The following is an 18919-nucleotide window of genomic DNA, read 5'->3' as shown; positions in this document are numbered from 1 at the left end:
AGGACGATCGCGAACTGCATGGGTTCCCCCTTGGCTCGGCCGGTTCGGATGGTTCGGATGGTTCGGATGGTTCGGATGGTTCGGATGGTTCGGCGGTTGGGCGGGTGGTCTCGGGTGGTCAGTGGGCGGGTGCCGGGCGGAAACGGCGCCGGTATTCGGCGGGCGCCGCGCCGAGCGTCCGTACGAAGGCGCGGCGCATCGCCTCCGGGGTGCCGTAGCCGCAGCTGCGGGAGATCTCCTCGATCCCGTCCGCGGACTCCTCCAGCAGGCGGCGGGCGTGTTCCAGGCGGACGCGGTCGACGTAGCGGCCCGGTGTCATGCCGGTCTCGCCCTGGAAGGCCCGGGCGAAGTGGCGGGGCGAGAGCCGGGCGCGGGCGGCCAGCGCCTCCACCGACAGGTCCTCGCCCGGGTGCTCCGTGATCCAGTGCTGGACCTCGCGCAGCGGCTCCCGCTGTGCCGTCTGCGCGGCGAGCTGGGCGCTGAACTGGGCCTGGTTTCCCGGGCGGCGCAGGAAGACCACCAGATGGCGGGCGATGGACAGGGCGGTCTCGCGGCCCGTGTCCTCCTCGACGAGCGCGAGCGCGAGGTCGATGCCGGAGGTGACGCCGGCCGAGGTGGCGAGGTCGCCGTCCCGGATGAAGATGGGGTCGGGGTCGACCTCCACCAACGGGTGCTCGCGGGCCAGCTTGTCGCACACCGACCAGTGACTGGTCACCCGGCGGCCCTCCAGCAGACCCGCCTCGGCGAGCAGCAGCGCGCCGGTGCACACCGAGACCAGACGCGCCGCGCGCGGGGCGTTCTCGCGCAGCCAGGCCAGCAGGCGCGGGTCGGGCTGCCGGGTGCCGGCGCCGCCCGGGACCAGCAGGGTGTGCGCGGGCGGCGCGTCGGCGAAGGAGTGGTCCGGGACCAGGGTGAGGCCGCTGGAGGTGCGCACGGCCCGGCCGTCGCGGCTGACCGTGCGGATGCGGTACGTCCCCGGGCAGTGTTGCTCGGCGCCGTTGAACACCTCGACCGGGCCCGTGACGTCGAGGCTCTGCACATCGTCGAAGAGGACGACCAGGACGGTACGCATGTCTTCGATTCTTGGGGCCGCGTCCGATGTCCGCAATGACGAGCACCCCACCTTTCCTGCCATACCGAGCCCCACTCTGGCGTACATACCAACCAGTCGGTAACCTGCGCTGCATGACTACTGCCGTCCTCGAGTCCCGCGCCGGCCGCCGCTGCCACAACGTGCTCAACTCCCTGCACGCGACGCACTACTTCTCGCCCGACCTGGGCGAGGAGCTGAGCGCCCTCGGCATCACGCACCCCAAGGCGCGCAACTTCGCCGTACGCGGGGCCGCCCTGGGGCCGGTCGGACCGGGCACGGTGGCGGCGGCCTTCTACAACTACAAGTACGAGCTCGTGGCCCGACATGTGCCCGGGGTGTGGCAGAGCGCCACACCGGGGCAGATCCTGGACGCACGCGCGCGTGCCGTCGACGCCACCCTGCGCCGGCTGCTGGGCGAGGAGATCCTGGCGTCCCCGGAGATGGCCGAGGCCGCGCGGCTGGCACTGCGGGCCACCGAGGCCTGTACGCGCCCGGCCCGGCCGCTGTACTCCGCACACGCCGACCTGCCCGTCCCCGAGCAGCCGCACATGGCGCTCTTCCACGCCGCCACCCTGCTGCGCGAGCACCGGGGCGACGGACATGTGGCGCTGCTGATGGCCGCGGAACTCGACGGCCTGGAGGCCGTGGTGACCCACACCGCGACCGGCAAGGGCATGACGCCGAAGTGGGTGTTCGCCACGCGCGGGTGGAGCCGGGAGGAGTGGGACGCGGCCTGCGGGCGGCTGCGCGGGCGCGGACTGCTGGACGACAACGGCGAGTTGACCGAGCAGGGCGTCGCGCTGCGGGCGCGGATCGAGGCGGACACGGACCGGCTCGACCGGGCGCCCTACGAGCACCTGGGCGCACCGGGCGTCGAGCGGCTCACCGAGCTGGGCAGGGCCTTCGCGAGGGCCGCGGTAGGCGCCGGGGCCTTTCCCGCGGATCTGGTGGGCAAGGACTGATCGAATGCGGGTACCCGCACCTCTGCCGGCCGCCGTGGCCGGCAGAGGAAAGGGGAATTCCGTGTTCCGAGCCATAGCCGATGTCCTGCGCCAGATCGGTGGCGCCATCGCCACCGTCGTGACGCTGCCCTTCCGGGCTCTCGCCCGCCTCTTCGGCGGAGCCTCGTCCTCCACGCGCGGCCGCGGCGCCTGATTCCGGCGCCCCGGCCCGCCGGGTGCCCGCCCTGATCCCCGACTGTCGGTGCCACCTGCCACAATTGCGGCGCAACCTCAGTGAGAAGGCGGTACGGGATCGTGACGACAGCCGGGTCCAGCGCAGTCGGGACCATCGAAGGCAGGATCGCCGAGGAACTCGGCGTACGGGAGCGGCAGGTCAAGGCTGCCGTGGAGCTGCTCGACGGCGGTTCGACGGTGCCCTTCATCGCCCGTTACCGCAAGGAAGCCACCGAGATGCTCGACGATGCGCAGCTGCGCACGCTCGAGGAGCGGCTGCGTTATCTGCGGGAGCTGGAGGAGCGGCGCGCCGCGATCCTCGACTCGGTGCGCGAGCAGGGCAAGCTCACCGACGAGCTGGAGGCGCAGATCCGCGGCGCCGAGACCAAGGCCCGGCTCGAGGACATCTATCTGCCGTTCAAGCCCAAGCGGCGCACCAAGGCGCAGATCGCGCGCGAGGCCGGTCTCGAACCGCTGGCCGAGGGACTGCTCGGCGACCCGGGCGTCGAACCGCTCGCGGCCGCGGCCGCGTTCGTCGACGCCGACAAGGGCGTACCCGACCCGCAGGCCGCGCTCGACGGCGCCCGCGCGATCCTGACCGAGCGGTTCTCGGAGGACGCCGACCTGATCGGCGAGCTGCGCGAGCGCATGTGGGTGCGCGGGCGGCTGGCCGCCAAGGTCAAGGACGGCAAGGAGGAGGCGGGCGCCAAGTTCGCCGACTACTTCGACTTCGCGGAGCCGTTCACCGATCTGCCCTCGCACCGCATTCTCGCGATGCTGCGCGGCGAGAAGGAGGACGTCCTCGACCTCAGCCTGGAGCCGGAGGAGCCCACCGACGGCCCGTCCTCGTACGAGAGCATCGTCGCCTCCAAGTTCGGGATCTCCAACCAGGGGCGCCCCGGGGACAAGTGGCTGCAGGACACGGTCCGTTGGGCCTGGCGCACCCGCATTCTGGTGCACCTCGGCATCGACCTGCGCCTGAGGCTGCGCACGGCCGCGGAGGACGAGGCCGTCCAGGTGTTCGCGGCCAACCTGCGCGACCTGCTGCTCGCCGCCCCGGCCGGCACGCGCGCGACGCTGGGCCTGGACCCCGGTTTCCGTACGGGCGTGAAGGTCGCCGTCATCGACGCCACCGGCAAGGTGGTGGCCACCGACGTCATCCATCCGCACGTCCCGGCCAACAGGTGGGACGAGGCGATCGCCAAGCTGGCCCGGCTCTCCAAGGAGCACGCGGTCGAGCTGATCGCGATCGGTAACGGCACGGCGTCCCGCGAGACCGACAAGCTCGCCGGTGAACTCATCGCCAAGCACCCGGAGTTGCAGCTCACCAAGGTGATGGTGTCCGAGGCGGGAGCGTCCGTGTACTCGGCCTCCGCGTTCGCCTCGCAGGAGCTGCCCGACATGGACGTGTCGCTGCGCGGCGCCGTCTCCATCGCGCGCCGGCTGCAGGACCCGCTCGCCGAACTGGTGAAGATCGACCCCAAGTCCATCGGCGTCGGCCAGTACCAGCACGACCTGTCCGAGGTGAAGCTGTCGCGCTCGCTGGACGCGGTCGTGGAGGACTGTGTGAACGGCGTGGGTGTGGACGTCAACACGGCGTCGGCCCCGCTGCTGGCCCGCGTCTCCGGCATCACCTCGGGCCTCGCGGAGAACATCGTGGCGCACCGCGACGCCAACGGCCCCTTCACCTCGCGCACCGCGCTGAAGGGCGTGGCCCGGCTCGGCCCGAAGGCGTACGAGCAGTGCGCGGGCTTCCTGCGCATCCGCGGCGGCGACGACCCGCTGGACGCCTCCAGCGTGCACCCGGAGGCCTACCCGGTCGTGCGCCGCATGGTGAAGACGTCCGGGCAGGAAGTGGCGTCCCTCATCGGCAACACGGCGGTGCTGCGCTCGCTGCAGCCGGACCAGTTCGTGGACGAGACGTTCGGTCTGCCGACGGTGACCGACATCCTCAAGGAGCTGGAGAAGCCGGGGCGCGACCCGCGTCCGGCGTTCAAGACGGCCACCTTCAAGGAGGGCGTGGAGAAGATCGCCGACCTGTCGTCCGGGATGGTGCTGGAGGGCGTGGTCACGAACGTGGCCGCCTTCGGTGCCTTCGTCGACGTCGGTGTCCACCAGGACGGTCTGGTGCATGTCTCCGCGATGTCGAAGACGTTCGTCAAGGACCCGCGGGACGTCGTCAAGCCGGGCGACATCGTCAAGGTGAAGGTCCTCGACGTCGACATCCCGCGCAAGCGGATCTCGCTGACCCTGCGCCTCGACGACGAGGCGGCCGCACAGGGTCGCCAGGGCGGCGGCGACGGCGGTGAACGCCGGCAGCGCGGCGGTCGTCCGCCCCAGCAGCGCCAGCGCCAGGGCGGCGGTCCGCGTCAGGGCGGGGGCTCGCGTCAGGCTCCGCCTCCGGCCAACAGCGCGATGGCCGACGCCCTGCGCCGGGCGGGGCTGGTGGACCCGAAGAACGGCAAGCGGTGAGCTGACGGGGAGGGGCGGGATCCGCCCCTCCCGCGGGGCGTGTCCGGCGTTGCCCCTCCCCCGGAGCGTTTCTAGCGCTCCGTCACCTTCCCGTCCGCCACCTCCAGGCGGCGGGTCACCTCGATCGCGTCCAGCATGCGGCGGTCGTGGGTGACCAGCAGGAGCGTGCCCCGGTAGGCGTCGAGGGCGGACTCCAGCTGTTCGATGGCCGGCAGGTCGAGGTGGTTGGTCGGCTCGTCCAGCACCAGCAGATTGACGCCCCGGCCCTGCAACAGCGCCAGGGCCGCGCGCGTGCGCTCGCCCGGGGAGAGGGTCGCCGCCGGGCGCAGCACGTGCTCGCGCTTCAGGCCGAACTTGGCCAGCAGAGTGCGTACGTCGACCGGCTCGATGTCCGGTGCGGCCGCGCAGAAGGCGTCGAGCAGGGCCTCCGGGCCGTGGAACAACTGACGGGCCTGGTCGACCTCGCCGACCAGGACGCCGGAGCCGAGAGAGGCGGCGCCCGCGTCGAGCGGGATGCGGCCCAGCAGGGCGCCGAGCAGGGTCGACTTGCCGGAGCCGTTGGCCCCGGTCACCGCCACCCGGTCCGCCCAGTCGATCTGCAGGGAGACCGGCCCGAAGGTGAAGCCGCCGCGCCGGATCTCCGCGTCCCGCAGGGTGGCCACCACGGCGCCCGAGCGCGGCGCCGAGGCGATCTCCATGCGCAGCTCCCACTCCTTGCGGGGCTCCTCGACGACCTCCAGGCGCTCGATCATGCGCTGGGTCTGGCGGGCCTTGGCGGCCTGCTTCTCGCTGGCCTCGCTGCGGAACTTGCGGCCGATCTTGTCGTTGTCGTTGCCCGCCTTGCGCCGGGCGTTCTTCACGCCCTTGTCCATCCAGGAGCGCTGCGTCTGCGCCCGCTCCTGCAAGGCCGTTTTCTTGTCCGCGTACTCCTCGAAGTCGTCGCGGGCGTGCCGGCGAGCGACCTCCCGCTCCTCCAGATAGGCCTCGTAGCCGCCGCCGTAGAGGCTGATCCGGCCCTGGGCGAGGTCGAGTTCGAGGACCTTGGTGACCGTGCGGGTGAGGAACTCGCGGTCGTGGCTGACGACGACGGTGCCGGCGCGCAGGCCCGAGACGAAGCGTTCGAGGCGTTCCAGGCCGTCCAGGTCGAGGTCGTTGGTCGGCTCGTCGAGGAGGAAGACGTCATAGCGGGACAGCAGGAGGGAGGCGAGGCCCGCGCGGGCCGCCTGGCCGCCGGACAGGGACGTCATCGGCTGGTCCAGGTCGATCGCGAGACCGAGGGAGTCGGCGACCTCCTCGGCCCGTTCCTCCAGGTCGGCGCCGCCGAGGTCGAGCCAGCGCTCCAGGCTCGCCGCGTAGGCGTCGTCGGCGCCGGGCGCTCCGTCGACCAGGGCCTGGGTCGCCTCGTCCATCACGCGCTGCGCCTCGGCGACGCCGGTGCGGCGGGCCAGGAAGGCGCGGACGGTCTCGCCGGGGCGACGCTCCGGTTCCTGCGGGAGGTGGCCGACGGTCGCCGTCGGCGGGGAGAGCCTGAGCTCGCCCTCCTCCGGTGCGAGCAGACCCGCGAGCATCCGCAACAGGGTGGACTTGCCCGCGCCGTTGGCACCGACCAGCCCGATCACGTCGCCGGGTGCGACGACGAGGTCGAGCCCGGCGAACAGGGAGCGATCGCCGTGCCCGGCGGCGAGGTTCTTGGCGACGAGTGTGGCAGTCATCAGGCCGCCGATCCTAACGGCCGGCGCGGGCCGCCCGCCTCGGCGTTTCACCGCGGAGGGGGCCCTCTCCCTCAGCGCGCCATCGCCTCCACCAGCACGCTCCCCGCCGTCCGGGCCACCACGAAGGACTCCCCCTTGACGGCCTTGGCGTCCAGGGCGATGCGATGACGACCCGTTTCGAGGACGCCGTCGAAGACCTCGTGGGTGTGGGTGCGGTAGAGGCGGTCCAGGCGGTACGCGGTCAGACGCACCCGGCAGGGCGAGGTGACCTCGATGCCGGCCTCGCCGTCGGCCGCCACCAGCCGGGTCAGCCGACGCAGCTGCACCGGGCTGCGGTCCAGGGCGTGTTCGATCTGGGCGACGAGCAGGGGGACGATCGGTGCGAGGCCCTCGACGTACGCCACCTCGACGCCGGCCTGCTCGAAGCCGCGGCGCACGGCGGCACGCTGCTCCTGGGTGATCGCGCGGCCGAAGGCGACGGCGCCGTAGCCGCGCAGTTCGTCGGCGGGGACGCCGTGCGCGTCGTGGGCGATGTCGGCGCCGATGCCGATGCTGCACAGGGCCGCGGCCAGCTTGGCGAGCAGGGCGACGCGGGCGCCGATCAGCAGCACCCGGCGGCGCGGGCTCGTGCCGGCGCCGTCGAGAAGGGCGTCCAGCGCCTCGCGGTACGCGGCACCCCGGAAGCGGAACGGCCCTATGCCGTGGTAGCCGTTGAGCTCCAGATCGGCGTGTTCGCCGGTCTGCCAGGCGAAGTCCCGCCAGATGTAGTCCTCGCCGTCCCGCTCGATGACCGCAGTGACCGCGCCGCAGGCCAGGTCCGCGCAGTCCGGGCAGCCGTAGATGACGTAGCGCCCGTCGGGAAGCGGCGCCCGCGCCTCCAGCAGCAGGCTGCGGACCTGCTCGGTGAAGATCGCGGGCGGTACGTCGGAGGCGAGCGGGGAGACGGCGTCGAGGTCGGAGAGCTGGAACAGCAACGGCCGTCCGTCGACGACGAAGTCCACGAAATCCCGGTGGACCTGGTAGTCACCGTTGGCGAGGACTCCACCGGCACGCATCGCCGGTGCCAGGCCGAAGGACGCGTACTCGGCAGACATGCTGTGAGTATTCCCACCATCCCCGCGCTCCACCGGGGTGCGGGGACGGGTTGTTCGGCGGCTGCGGGTGTGTTGGGGCTGGGCGCGCAGTTCCCCGCGCCCCTAAAAGCCGGCGGGGATTCGGTGGGCGGTGTTTGTGTCGTGAACGCCCTTCAGCGGTACTGCCTTGGGGGCGGTCGTGGTGTGGGAGGTTGCTCGGGTGAAGGCCTTTGTGCCGCCCACGATGGGGACTTGGGCCTGGGTGTGGGAGAGGTTCAGGGTGAGGGTTGGTTTGTCGGCCGGGGGGTCGATGAGGTCCTTGTCGGTGCCTGCGACGATCAGGGCCAGGCGGTGGCCGGCCGGGACGATGTGGTCGGTGGCCGCGAGGTTCAGGGTGATGGTGTAGGCCTTGCCCGGGGTGAGTGGGACGCCCTTGTGGAGGGAGGCGTAGTTGCCGAGGTCGGCCCAACCTCGGCTGAAGACCGTGTAGTCGACGGTCGTCTTCTTCGCCGCGGTGTTCCGGTAGCAGGCGCTGTCGCCCGCGGTGCTGGCGCCGTAGCAGCTGCGGTCGGTGCCGGTCGTGATGCCCTCGCCGGCGTCCGCGTAGTCGCGGATGGTGTCGGGGCCGAGGTCGACCAGGACGGCGGAGAGGTGGGCCGTCCTCGTGGTCGGGGTCGCGGTGACCGTCACCTCGGAGGAGCCGGACACGCGCAGGTCGTGGGTGAGGGGACCGGTGAGGAAGCCCGCCTTCTCGGGGGTGGACGTGGCGATCTTGGCGGCCCAGTCGGTCTCGCTCAACTGCGGGTTGTCGGTGAAGGTCTCGCTGCCGTGGCCCTTGGTGAGGCCGAGGGTGCCGACGCCCGCCTGGGTGCCCCGGTCGGGGCGCAGCGTCGTGGCCGCGGTGCCGCGCGGGGGCCAGACCGTGGCGGTGACCCACTGGTCGGGGTGGCGTTCGATGTCGGCCATCGGTTCGCGGTCGATTCCGTTGTCGTAGCCGAGGAGTTCGTGGTCGAACCAGCGGTGCAGCGTGTCGACCCAGGCGCCGCGGCGGAAGTCGAAGGGGTCGACGTGGCCGGTCTGGGAGAGCCAGATCTTGCGCTCGACGCCGTTCTTGGCGAGGGCGTCCCACCACTGGCCGAAGTGCTTGGTGCGGACGTTGAGGTCCTGCATGCCGTGGGTGAGGAAGACGCTCGCGCGTACCTTGCTCGCGTCCTTGACGTAGTCGCGCTCGGTCCAGAAGGGGGTCCAGTCGCCGGTGCGCGGGGCGCCGTCGACGATCCGCTGCTGCACCGCGGCGCACCTGGCCTGCGCGTCGGGGCTGTCGACGTAGTCCGAGAGCCAGTCGGGGCCCGAGTCGTAGAGCGGGGCGCCCTGGGCGAAGTAGTAGTCGTACCAGGAGGAGATGGCGCTGATCGGGACGACGGTCTTCAGGCCCCTGACGCCGGTCGCGGCGACGCCGTTGGCGATCGTGCCGTCCCAGCTCTTGCCGATCATGCCGGTCCTGCCGTTGGTCCAGCTCGCCTTGGCGGTCGTGGCGCCGGTGCGGGTCGTGTACGCCTTCGCCCGGCCGTTGAGCCAGTCGACGACGGCCTTCGCGGACTGGATGTCGGAGCGGCCGCCCACGTCCACACAGCCGTCGGAGCGGTTGGTGCCGGCGAGGTCGACGCCGACGACGGCGTAGCCGCGGGGCACGAAGTAGTTGTCGTAGAAGAGCGGCATCTGGACGACGTTGCCCTGCGCGTCGTACGTCTTGAGCTGGCTCTCGTTGCCGCGGCCGCAGCAGGAGTAGTACGGGCTGGCGTCCATGATGACGGGGACCTTGCGGTCCTGCTGTGCGGGTTCGCGGGGGCGCACGATGTCGACGGCGACGCGGTCGTGCCGTCCGTCGCGGTCGCCGTCGAGTCCGGTGTCCACCCATACGGCCTCGCGGATGGCGTTCGCGTACGAGTAGACGGGTCGGCTCTCCCGCGGCGACGAGGTGGCCGCGTGGGCCGTCGCCGGGGTGAGGAGGGCTGCCATGAGGGCGGCGACGGCCGCCGTCGCGAGCGGTCTCCAGGTCGTGAAGCGCATGCGTATCGGCATGCGCGGGACGGTACATCGGGCAACTGCCGTGCAGAAGAGGGCCGTAGGACGTCCTGGGCGGCCGTGCGGGGCGTGCGTGGCCGGATCGGTTCCTGGTGCGGAGGGGCCGGCGGGTGCGGCGGGGCCCGAGGGCGCGGAGGGTGCGGAGGGGCCCATGTCGGCCGAATGGCGATCGTGTGACAGGGGGTGTTATGGACATGCCCGGGGCCACAGGGACTCAATAGGCTGCGAACAGACCTCGTGCCCCTACCACTTGGAGCTTTCGTGCACCGCAGAATCATCGCGCCGGGCGCACTCGCTGCGGCCTCCCTGATGCTGGCGATCCCGGCGTCCGCCGCAAGCCACTCCCCCGGCGCTCCGGGCATCGGCGACCCCTACTACCCGGCCTACGGCAACGGCGGATACGACGTCTCCCACTACGACCTGCGCCTGAAGTACCAGCCCGCGACGGACGAGTTGTCCGGTACGGCGACGATCCTGGCGAGGACGACGCAGGACCTGTCCAGTTTCGACCTCGACTTCCTGCTGGATGTCAGCGAGGTGCGGGTCAACGGCGCCAAGGCGTCCTTCACCACCTCAGGCCAGCACGAGCTGGTGGTCACGCCGAGGACGCCGCTCGACAAGGGCACCCCGATCACCGTGGTCGTGCGCTACAGCGGCGTGCCCTCGACGAAGAGCGCGTACGGCTTCAACACCTGGCACCGCACGCCGGACGGGGCGGTCGCCGCCGACGAGCCCGAGGCGGCCTGGTGGTGGTACCCGAGCAACGACCACCCGCTGGACAAGGCGACCTACGACGTCTCGGTGGCCGTACCGGACGGCACCCAGGCCATCTCCAACGGCACGCTGCAGTCGACGAGTTCACAGCTCGGCTGGACCCGCTACAGCTGGCGCCAGAACAAGCCGCAGGCGACGTACCTCACCACGCTGGCGATGGGGAAGTTCGACATCACGACCAGCACCTCCGAGGGCGGGGTCCCGGTCGTCAACGCCTACAGCAAGGACCTCGGGGACAACGACGGGGCCGCGCGGGCGAGCGTGGAGCGCACCGGGGAGCTGGTCGACTGGCTGAGCGGCTACTTCGGGCCGTATCCGTTCAGTTCGGCGGGCGGTTATGTCCCGAACACGACCACCGGGTACGCGCTGGAGACGCAGACCCGGGTCTACTACAGCCCGAAGCAGTTCGCGAAGGGCTCCAACGCCTCTGTCGTGGTGCACGAGTTGGCGCACCAGTGGTACGGCGACAGCGTGTCGCTGAAGGGCTGGAAGAACATCTGGCTCAACGAGGGCTTCGCCACGTACGCGCAGTGGCTGTGGTCCGAGCACGAGGGCGAGGGCACGACGCAGGAACTCGCCGACTACGTGTACGCCTCGCATCCGGCGGACGACGCGTTCTGGACCGTGAAGCCGGGTGACCCCGGGCCGGACCATCAGTTCGACGACGCCGTCTACGACCGCGGGGCGCTGGCCATCCAGGAGCTGCGGAAGACCGTCGGCGACGATGCGTTCTTCGCCATCCTCAAGGGGTGGCCGCAGGAGCACGCGTACGGGAACGCGTCCATCGCCGATTTCCAGGCGTACGCGGAGAAGGTGTCCGGGAAGTCGCTGGGGGCGCTGTTCGACACGTGGCTGTTCCAGCCGAGCAAGCCCGCAGGGGTGGCTCTCGCCAAGTCGGCCGTTGTGCAGCCTCGGTCGTGGAAGAAGATCGCGGCCGCTGTTGACGGTGCCCATTAGAGGGTGCCGGGTTCGGTTGTGTGGGGGCTGCGGGACGGATGTGGTTGGTCGCGCAGTTCCCCGCGCCCCTCAGGGGGTTGCCGTCACGTTCGCCAAGAGGGTTTCGCGGGTGAGTGGTGTCGTGTTCGTGGACGGGACTGTGCAGGCGTGGGCGCCTGCGACGGTGCCGTAGAGGGCGCTGCGGCGGGGGGTTTCGCGGTTGAGCCAGCCGTAGAGGAAGGCGGCTGCGAAGGCGTCGCCCGCCCCGTTGGAGTCGAGGACCGGGCCGGGGGGTGTGGCCGGGGGTATGTGGGTGAGTTCGTCGTCGGCGAGGAGGTAGGCACCCTTCGCGCCTGCCGTGGCGACGACCACCTCGGCGCGGCCGCGGTCGGCGATGCGGCGCATGGTGCGTTCCGGGTCGTCGAGGGCGGTGGCGGAGAGGAAGACGACGTCCGCGGCGTGGGCGAAGGGCTCGTGGTAGGGGTTCTCGCCGTCCCAGTCGTGCAGGTCGGTGGAGAGCGTCGCGCCCGACTCGCGCAGCAGGGGCAGGGAGTCGGCGCAGGGCTGGGTGATGGTCACGTGGGCGTGGCGGCTCGCCCCGGCGAGTGCGCGCACCGTGTCCTCGGGGAAGCGGTCCTCGCCCTGCGTACGGCTCACGTCGTACAGGGACAGCCGTCTGCCGTCGGGGCCGACGAGATTGACGGCGCGCTTGGTCCCCGCGGGGTGCGGAACCGCCGTGAACTCGATGCCCGCCTCCCTGTGCAGGGCGCGCACCAGGTCGCCCTCCGGGTCGTCGCCGAGCATGTCGAGGTGGTGCACCCGCAGGCCGAGGGCGTCCAGCCCCAGGGCCACGAAGTCACCGGTCTGGCCCGCGCGGGTGCGGATCCCCCGCTCGATCATGTAGCTGTCGGCATACGGAAGCGGCAACTGCGGCACGTACACGATGGTGTCCACGCCTGCGCCGCCCAGCACGAGTACGTCGATGTCGCGGCTCATTTTCCGCCCTCCCCGTGGTCGTAGACGGTGACCTGGACGCCGCGCCTCACCAGTCGCTCCGTGATCAGCGGCTCGACCCGCGACCACTTGCCGCCGGCCAGACCGCACCCTATCCGGGGCATGTGGACGGACGCGTTCAGCTCCAGGGCCTTGTCGGCGACCTTGCCGAGGGCGGCGTCGATCGCCTCGTAGCGCACCGGGACGCCCTTGCTGCCGGTTCGCATACCGCGCTGGCCGATCATGTTGGCCACCCACACGTACGGCTCGACCTGGACGAACTGTGCGGCGCCCAGCCCGAAGTCGTTCGACGCGCGGTCGCGGTGCCAGGCGCGGTACGCCGCTTCCGGCTCCGGCCAGCGGCGCGACAGCGCGAGGACGAAGCCCTTTCCCCAACCCCCTAGGTCGTTGCAGACATGGGCGATTACCTTGACGCCCTTCACCGACGGCGCGGTGGCGTCACCCCGGATGTAGATGATCTCCGACATGACGCCACCGTACGTCCCGCCACTGACAACGGGCCTCCCTGTTCGGGCGCGGCCTACTTGCCCAGCCGGGTCAGCTCCTGCTCAGCCGTCTGGACGACCCGGCGGCGTACGCCGAACCAGCCTGCGACCAGCATGGCCGCGACGACCGGGATGAGGAGGAGGGTCTTGCGGCCGACGTCGGGGTCCTTCCACATCAGGCCGAGCACGGCGACGAGGAAGGCGATGGTGACGGTCTCGGTGACCGGGCTGCCGGGGAGGCGGAAGGACGGGCGGGTGAGCAGGCCCGCCTTGGCGCGGCGGACGAAGACCAGGTGGCAGATCATGATGATCACCCAGGTCGACACGATGCCCAGCGAGGCGACGTTCAGGACGATCTCGAAGGCCTGGCTCGGCATGAGGTAGTTGAGGCCGACGCCGAGCACGCACACCGCGCAGGTGAGCAGGATGCCGCCGTAGGGGACCTGGCTGCGGTTCATGCGGGCGGTGAACTTCGGCGCCGAGCCGGCCGTCGCCATCGAGCGCAGGATGCGGCCCGTGGAGTACAGGCCGGAGTTGAGCGAGGACATGGCGGCCGTGAGGACGACCAAATTCATCACGTCGCCGGCGCCGGAGACGCCGATCTTCGACAGGACCGTGACGAACGGGCTCTCGTCGGCCGAGTACGCCGAACCGGGCAGCAGCAGGGCGAGGAGGACGACCGAGCCCACGTAGAACAGGCCGACCCGCCACATGATGGAGTTCACCGCGCGCGGGACGACCTTCTCCGGCTCCGCGGTCTCGCCCGCGGCGACGCCGACGAGTTCCAGGGCGGCGTAGGCGAAGATCACGCCCTGCATGACCAGGACGACCGGCATCACGCCGTGCGGGAGGACCCCGCCGTGGTCGGAGATCACGCTCATGCCCGGGGTGTGGCCGCCCACCTCGTGCGAGGTCGCCAGCAGCCAGATGCCGATCAGCATGAAGCCCACCAGGGTGGCGACCTTGACGATCGCGAACCAGAACTCCATCTCACCGAAGATCTTCACCGAGATCAGGTTCACGGCCAGGACCACGGCGAGCGCGATCAGGGCCAGCACCCACTGGGGAATGCTGGTGAACATGCTCCAGTAGTGGGTGTAGAGCGCGATCGCGGTGATGTCGGCGATACCGGTGGTCGACCAGTTCAGGAAGTACATCCAGCCAGCGACGTACGCCCCCTTCTCGCCCAGGAACTCACGCGCGTACGACACGAAGGAACCGGAGGACGGGCGGTACAGGACCAGCTCGCCGAGCGCCCGTACGACGAAGAAGGCGAAGATCCCGCAGACGAGATAGGCGACCGCGAGGGCCGGGCCCGCGCTGTTCAGGCGGCCGCCGGCGCCCAGGAAGAGTCCGGTGCCGATCGCGCCGCCGATGGCGATCATGTTGACGTGGCGGTGCTTGAGGCCCTTGCTGTATCCGGCATCGCCCGCGTCCGCGGGCGTCGGGGCGGCGTCGCTGTGGGGGGCGACCTGTGCCGTGGTCACGGCGTCCTTGCTCACGGGGGTACCACTCTCTGGTGCGCCCGAGCGGGTCGCGCTCGGGTTCTCCGGACGTACGGGGCCCGCGCACTCGGTGGGGAAACGCAGACCAACGCGCTACCTTCCCTTGCTCCCCCGGGCGCATGCGATGGCATAGATCACACAGCGGCACTTCTCACATGCAACCGACCGGACGCTCGCAGCCCCGTCGTCCGGGTTTCACAGTTCTGGTGAGACAGCGATACTGCTGCACATGACGACGGACACCGACCGCGACACCGGGGAGCCGACGCTCACGATCGACGAACTGGCCGCGCGGGCCGGCATGACGGTGCGCACGGTCCGGTTCTACGGCACCAAGGGGCTGCTCCCGCCCCCGGTGCTCGGTCCCCGGCGCGTGGGCCACTACGGGCAGCAGCATCTGGCCCGGCTGGCGCTCATCGAGGAGCTGCAGCACCAGGGCATGACGCTGGCGGCGATCGAGCGCTACATGGAGCAGCTGCCCGCGGACCTGAGCCATCACGACCTGGCGATCCACCGGGCGGTCGTGGCCTCCTGGGCCCCGGACACGGTGGAGACGCTGACGGCCGAGGAGCTGGGCCGCCGGGCGGGGCGGCCGCTGGGCGAGGACGACGTGGAGCGGCTCGCCGCGATGGGCGTGGTGCGGCCCGACGGGGACGCCCTCCGGGTCGACTCGGGGCTGCTCAGGCTCGCCGTGCAGCTTCTCGACGTACCGCTGTCCGAGGCGGTCATCCTCGCCTCGCGCAAGGTGCTGATCGAGCACTCGCGCGCGGCGGCGCACGAGCTGTCGCAGCTGTTTCGCGGCGAGGTCCTCGAACGGGACGAGGAGGACGTGAAGTCGCTGTCCGCGCACATGCAGCCGCTGGTGGTGCAGGCGCTGCTGACGACCTTCCAGCGCTCGCTCAAGGAGGAGGTGCACCAGTGGCTCGCGGACACCGGCGCGGACACCGGCGCCGCGTCGCCTTCTGACTCCGGTTCACAGGAAGGCCGATCCGCCTGACACGTTGAGCGTCTGCCTCGGACGGCTTCTGGGTACGTCGGACGGCCTGCCCGGCGCGGACGGCCTCGCAGCCGCCGGTATCCGGGACGGCGAGGGCGGGACGGTATCGCACGCGTACCGCTCAACGACACGTGGCACCCCGCCCTCGCGGGTCGCTCAGGCGGCGTCCGTGAAGCGCTCCCCCTTCTCCGCCTTCTCCACCAGCAGCGCGGGCGGCGTGAACCGCTCCCCGTACCGGTCGGCCAGCTCACGCGCGCGTGCCACGAATCCGGGCAGCCCGCCCTCGTAGCCGTTGATGTACTGCAGGATGCCGCCCGTCCAGCCGGGGAAGCCGATGCCGAGGATGGAGCCGATGTTGGCGTCGGCGACGGACGTCAGCACGCCCTCCTCGATGAGCTTGACCGTGTCGAGCGCCTCGGAGAAGAGCATGCGTTCCTGCATGTCCTTGAACGGGATCTCGTGGCCCGGCTTGGTGAAGTGCTCGCGCAGGCCCGGCCACAGGCCCGCTCGCTTGCCGCTCTCGTCGTAGTCGTAGAAGCCCGCTCCCCCGCTGCGGCCGGGGCGGTCGAACTCGTCGACCATGCGGTCGATGACGGCCTCGGCGGGGTGGGAGGGCCAGGTGCCGCCGGCCTCCTCCACGGCCCGCTTGGACTCGTTGCGGATCTTGCGCGGGAGGGTGAGCGTCAGCTCGTCCATGAGAGAGAGGACCTTCGCCGGGTAGCCCGCCTGCGCCGCCGCCTGCTCGACCGACGCGGGCTCGATGCCCTCACCGACCATGGCGACGCCCTCGTTGATGAAGTGGCCGATGACGCGGGAGGTGAAGAAGCCGCGGGAGTCGTTGACGACGATCGGCGTCTTGTTGATCTGGCGGACCAGGTCGAAGGCGCGGGCGAGGGCCTCGTCGCCCGTCCGCTCGCCCTTGATGATCTCCACCAGCAGCATCTTGTCGACGGGCGAGAAGAAGTGCAGACCGATGAAGTCGGCCTGGCGCTCCACGCCTTCGGCGAGGGCGGTGATCGGCAGGGTCGAGGTGTTGGAGCACAACAGCGCGTCCGGCTCGACGACGTGCTGGATCTCCTGGAACACCTTGTGCTTGAGCTCGGGGTTCTCGAAGACGGCCTCGATCACGGCGTCGCAGCCGGCCACGTCCTGCGGGTCCGCCGCGGGCGTGATGCGGGCGAGCAGCGCGTCGGCCTTCTCCTGGGTCGTACGGCCGCGGGAGACGGCCTTGGCGCACAGCTTCTCGGAGTAGCCCTTGCCCTTGAGGGCCGCCTCCAGGGATACGTCCTTGAGGACGACGTCGATGCCCGCGCGGGCGCAGGAGTAGGCGATGCCCGCGCCCATCATCCCGGCGCCGAGGACGGCGACCTTGCGGACCTTGCGGGGCTCGATGCCGGTCGGCCGGTTGGCGCCGGAGTTGACGGCCTGGAGGTCGAAGAAGAACGCCTGGATCATGTTCTTCGAGGTCTGGCCCGCGGCCAGCTCGACGAAGTAGCGGGCCTCGATGACCTGCGCGGTCTCGAAGTCGACCTGGGAGCCCTCGACGGCCGCGGCGAGGATGTTGCGCGGCGCCGGGTAGGGCGCGCCGTTCGTCTGCTTGCGCAGGTTGGCCGGGAAGGCGGGCAGGTTGGCCGCGAACCTGGGGTTGGCCGGGGTACCGCCCGGGATGCGGTAGCCGGGCTTGTCCCAGGGCTGCTGCGACTCGGGGTTGGCGTCGATGAAGGCGCGGGCCTTGGCGAGCATCTCGTCGCGGGTGGCGGCGACCTCGTCGACCAGGCCGTTGTCGAGGGCGCGCCGCGGGTTGTACTGGGTGCCCTGGAGCAGCACCTTCAGCAGGGCGTCGGCGATGCCCAGCAGTCGGACCGTGCGGACCACTCCGCCGCCTCCGGGCAGCAGGCCCAGGGTGACCTCGGGGCAGCCGATCTTGGAGCCGGGCGCGTCGAGGGCGATCCGGTGGTGGCAGGCGAGCGCGAGTTCGTAACCGCCGCCCAGGGCAGCGCCGTTGAGCGCGGCGACGACCGGCTTGCCGAGGGTCTCGATGCGGCGCAGGTTGCGCTTGATCGCCATGCCGCCGTCGAAGAGGTCCTGCGCGGTCTCGGGGGTGACCCGGATGAGGTCGCGCAGGTCGCCGCCGGCGAAGAAGGTCTTCTTGGCGGAGGTGAGGATGATGCCGCGGATGGAGTCCTTCTCGGCCTCCAGGCGGTCGGCGACGACGGTGAGGGAGTCGCGGAACGCCTGGTTCATGGTGTTCGCGGACTGGTCGGGGTCGTCGAGGACGAGGGTGACGACGCCGGTGTCGTCCTGTTCCCAGCGGATGGTGGTGCTCTCGGTCATCAGGGGTTCTCCGTTGAAGTCTCGTGTGGCCGCTGGGGTCTTCAGACGCGTTCGACGATGGTGGCGATGCCCATGCCGCCGCCGACGCAGAGGGTCGCGAGGCCGTAGCGCTTGTCCTGGCGCTCCAGTTCGTCGACGAGCGTGCCGAGGATCATGGCGCCGGTGGCGCCGAGCGGGTGGCCCAGCGCGATCGCGCCGCCGTTGACGTTGACCTTGTCCAGGGACAGGCCCATGTCCTTGACGAAGCGCAGGACGACCGCCGCGAAGGCCTCGTTGATCTCGACGAGGTCGATGTCGTCGATGGTCAGTCCGGCCTTGGCGAGTGCCTTGCGGGTGGCGGGCGCGGGTCCGGTGAGCATGATCGTGGGCTCCGAGCCGGAGACCGCCGCGGAGACGATCCGCGCGCGCGGGGTGAGGCCGTAGCGCTCGCCGATCTCCTTGGAGCCGATGGCGACCAGCGCGGAACCGTCCACGATGCCGGAGGAGTTGCCCGCGTGGTGGACGTGGTCGATCTTCTCCACCCAGTGGTACTTCTGCAGCGCCACCGCGTCGAAGCCGCCGAGGTCGCCGATGTCCGCGAAGGACGGCTTGAGCTTGCCGAGGGAGTCGGCGGTGGTGCCCGGGCGCATGTGCTCGTCGTGGTCGAGGACGGTCAGGCCGCTACGGTCCTTGACCGGGACGAGCGAGCGCTCGAAGCGGTTCTCCTTCCAGGCGGTGGCCGCGCGCTCCTGCGACAGGGCCGCGTACTCGTCGACGTCCCGGCGGGAGAAGCCCTCGATGGTGGCGATCAGGTCGGCGCCGATGCCCTGGGGCACGAAGTTGGTGGCGAGGTTGGTCATCGGGTCGTTGAACCAGGCGCCGCCGTCGGACGCCATCGGCACCCGGGACATGGACTCGACGCCGCCCGCGAGGACGAGGTCCTCGAAGCCCGAACGGACCTTGGCGGCGGCCATGTTGACGGCTTCCAGGCCCGAGGCACAGAAGCGGTTCTCCTGTACGCCCGCGACCGTGTCCGGCAGGCCCGCGGCAATCGCCGCGATACGGGCGATGTCGGAGCCCTGGTCGCCGACCGGGCCGACGACGCCGAGCACGACGTCGTCGATCGCGGCCGGGTCCAGGCCCGGGAAGCGGTCGCGGAGTTCGTGGATGAGGCCCACGACCAGGTCGACGGGCTTGGTGCCGTGCAGGGCGCCGTTGGCCTTGCCGCGGCCGCGCGGGGTGCGGATCGCGTCGTACACATACGCTTCGGTGCTCACTGGAAAGC

At 71.0% G+C, this 18919-nt stretch carries 14 protein-coding genes; 5 read left to right on the top strand and 9 right to left on the bottom strand.

The genetic code is table 11. The features are described from left to right. Positions 1-118: 118 nt before the first annotated feature. Positions 119-1072 (bottom strand): GlxA family transcriptional regulator, encoded by a 954-nt coding sequence (locus JYK17_RS30710; RefSeq protein ID WP_128801360.1) that lies wholly within the window; start codon positions 1070-1072, stop codon positions 119-121. Between the two features lie 113 nt (positions 1073-1185). Between JYK17_RS30710 and JYK17_RS30705 the strand changes: the two genes are divergently transcribed. The 3 genes from JYK17_RS30705 to JYK17_RS30700 all read left to right on the top strand — a co-directional run bounded on the left by JYK17_RS30705 (position 1186) and on the right by JYK17_RS30700 (position 4740). Continuing rightward, positions 1186-2055 carry an SCO6745 family protein gene (locus JYK17_RS30705; RefSeq protein WP_108015850.1) on the top strand — a complete coding sequence of 290 codons (870 nt, stop codon included), beginning with the start codon at positions 1186-1188 and terminating at the stop codon, positions 2053-2055. A gap of 61 nt (positions 2056-2116) precedes the next feature. Next, positions 2117-2248 (top strand): LPFR motif small protein, encoded by a 132-nt coding sequence (locus tag JYK17_RS40790; protein ID WP_258198459.1) that lies wholly within the window; start codon positions 2117-2119, stop codon positions 2246-2248. 101 nt (positions 2249-2349) lie between these two features. Continuing rightward, on the top strand, positions 2350-4740 hold the full coding sequence (locus tag JYK17_RS30700) for a Tex family protein (protein ID WP_108015849.1): 2391 nt from the start codon (positions 2350-2352) through the stop codon (positions 4738-4740). A gap of 71 nt (positions 4741-4811) precedes the next feature. Here the strand turns inward: JYK17_RS30700 and JYK17_RS30695 are convergent, their stop codons facing one another. From JYK17_RS30695 to JYK17_RS30685, 3 genes are all read right to left on the bottom strand, one after another. Then, complete coding sequence (locus tag JYK17_RS30695) at positions 4812-6452, bottom strand: ABC-F family ATP-binding cassette domain-containing protein (RefSeq protein WP_128801361.1); 1641 nt, start codon at positions 6450-6452, stop codon at positions 4812-4814. 71 nt (positions 6453-6523) lie between these two features. Continuing rightward, positions 6524-7546 carry an oxidoreductase gene (locus JYK17_RS30690; protein WP_222811640.1) on the bottom strand — a complete coding sequence of 341 codons (1023 nt, stop codon included), beginning with the start codon at positions 7544-7546 and terminating at the stop codon, positions 6524-6526. Positions 7547-7648: 102 nt separating this feature from the next. Next, entirely contained in the window at positions 7649-9607 is a 1959-nt protein-coding gene (locus tag JYK17_RS30685; protein ID WP_222811639.1) for a Xaa-Pro dipeptidyl-peptidase, read from the bottom strand. A 264-nt stretch (positions 9608-9871) separates the two neighbouring features. Between JYK17_RS30685 and JYK17_RS30680 the strand changes: the two genes are divergently transcribed. After that, positions 9872-11341, top strand: coding sequence for a M1 family metallopeptidase (locus tag JYK17_RS30680; RefSeq protein WP_164932124.1), 1470 nt, complete (start codon positions 9872-9874; stop codon positions 11339-11341). A 69-nt stretch (positions 11342-11410) separates the two neighbouring features. Here JYK17_RS30680 and JYK17_RS30675 read toward each other — a convergent pair whose 3' ends face one another. The 3 genes from JYK17_RS30675 to JYK17_RS30665 are packed head-to-tail and all read right to left on the bottom strand — an operon-like array spanning position 11411 to position 14321. Next, complete coding sequence (locus JYK17_RS30675; protein ID WP_222811638.1) at positions 11411-12316, bottom strand: PfkB family carbohydrate kinase; 906 nt, start codon at positions 12314-12316, stop codon at positions 11411-11413. After that, positions 12313-12801: a macro domain-containing protein gene (locus JYK17_RS30670; protein WP_222811636.1), complete on the bottom strand. Its 489-nt coding sequence runs from the start codon at positions 12799-12801 to the stop codon at positions 12313-12315. Before JYK17_RS30670 ends, JYK17_RS30675 begins: the two co-directional genes overlap by 4 nt. A gap of 53 nt (positions 12802-12854) precedes the next feature. After that, complete coding sequence (locus JYK17_RS30665) at positions 12855-14321, bottom strand: amino acid permease (RefSeq protein WP_222811635.1); 1467 nt, start codon at positions 14319-14321, stop codon at positions 12855-12857. Between the two features lie 232 nt (positions 14322-14553). Between JYK17_RS30665 and JYK17_RS30660 the strand changes: the two genes are divergently transcribed. Continuing rightward, positions 14554-15321: a MerR family transcriptional regulator gene (locus JYK17_RS30660; RefSeq protein ID WP_108015841.1), complete on the top strand. Its 768-nt coding sequence runs from the start codon at positions 14554-14556 to the stop codon at positions 15319-15321. A gap of 156 nt (positions 15322-15477) precedes the next feature. Here the strand turns inward: JYK17_RS30660 and JYK17_RS30655 are convergent, their stop codons facing one another. Both JYK17_RS30655 and JYK17_RS30650 read right to left on the bottom strand, forming a co-directional pair. Continuing rightward, positions 15478-17655 (bottom strand): 3-hydroxyacyl-CoA dehydrogenase NAD-binding domain-containing protein, encoded by a 2178-nt coding sequence (locus JYK17_RS30655; protein ID WP_222811634.1) that lies wholly within the window; start codon positions 17653-17655, stop codon positions 15478-15480. 41 nt (positions 17656-17696) lie between these two features. After that, a complete protein-coding gene (locus tag JYK17_RS30650; RefSeq protein WP_128801363.1) occupies positions 17697-18911 on the bottom strand; it encodes an acetyl-CoA C-acetyltransferase in 1215 nt (404 codons plus the stop codon). Between the last annotated feature and the right edge of the window lie 8 nt (positions 18912-18919).

The organism is Streptomyces plumbidurans (genome assembly GCF_019857225.1).
Classification (GTDB): Bacteria; Actinomycetota; Actinomycetes; order Streptomycetales; family Streptomycetaceae; genus Streptomyces; species Streptomyces plumbidurans.
The sequence above is the reverse complement of the archived record's forward strand: the minus strand, read 5'-3'. Positions and strand labels throughout refer to the sequence as shown.

Coding starts and splice junctions, on each gene's coding strand:
- JYK17_RS30710 (WP_128801360.1), bottom strand. CDS start 1,072: ATGCGTACCGTCCTGGTCGTCCTCTTCGACGATGTGCAGAGCCTCGAC.
- JYK17_RS30705 (WP_108015850.1), top strand. CDS start 1,186: ATGACTACTGCCGTCCTCGAGTCCCGCGCCGGCCGCCGCTGCCACAAC.
- JYK17_RS30695 (WP_128801361.1), bottom strand. CDS start 6,452: ATGACTGCCACACTCGTCGCCAAGAACCTCGCCGCCGGGCACGGCGAT.
- JYK17_RS30690 (WP_222811640.1), bottom strand. CDS start 7,546: ATGTCTGCCGAGTACGCGTCCTTCGGCCTGGCACCGGCGATGCGTGCC.
- JYK17_RS30685 (WP_222811639.1), bottom strand. CDS start 9,607: ATGCCGATACGCATGCGCTTCACGACCTGGAGACCGCTCGCGACGGCG.
- JYK17_RS30675 (WP_222811638.1), bottom strand. CDS start 12,316: ATGAGCCGCGACATCGACGTACTCGTGCTGGGCGGCGCAGGCGTGGAC.
- JYK17_RS30670 (WP_222811636.1), bottom strand. CDS start 12,801: ATGTCGGAGATCATCTACATCCGGGGTGACGCCACCGCGCCGTCGGTG.
- JYK17_RS30660 (WP_108015841.1), top strand. CDS start 14,554: ATGACGACGGACACCGACCGCGACACCGGGGAGCCGACGCTCACGATC.
- JYK17_RS30655 (WP_222811634.1), bottom strand. CDS start 17,655: ATGACCGAGAGCACCACCATCCGCTGGGAACAGGACGACACCGGCGTC.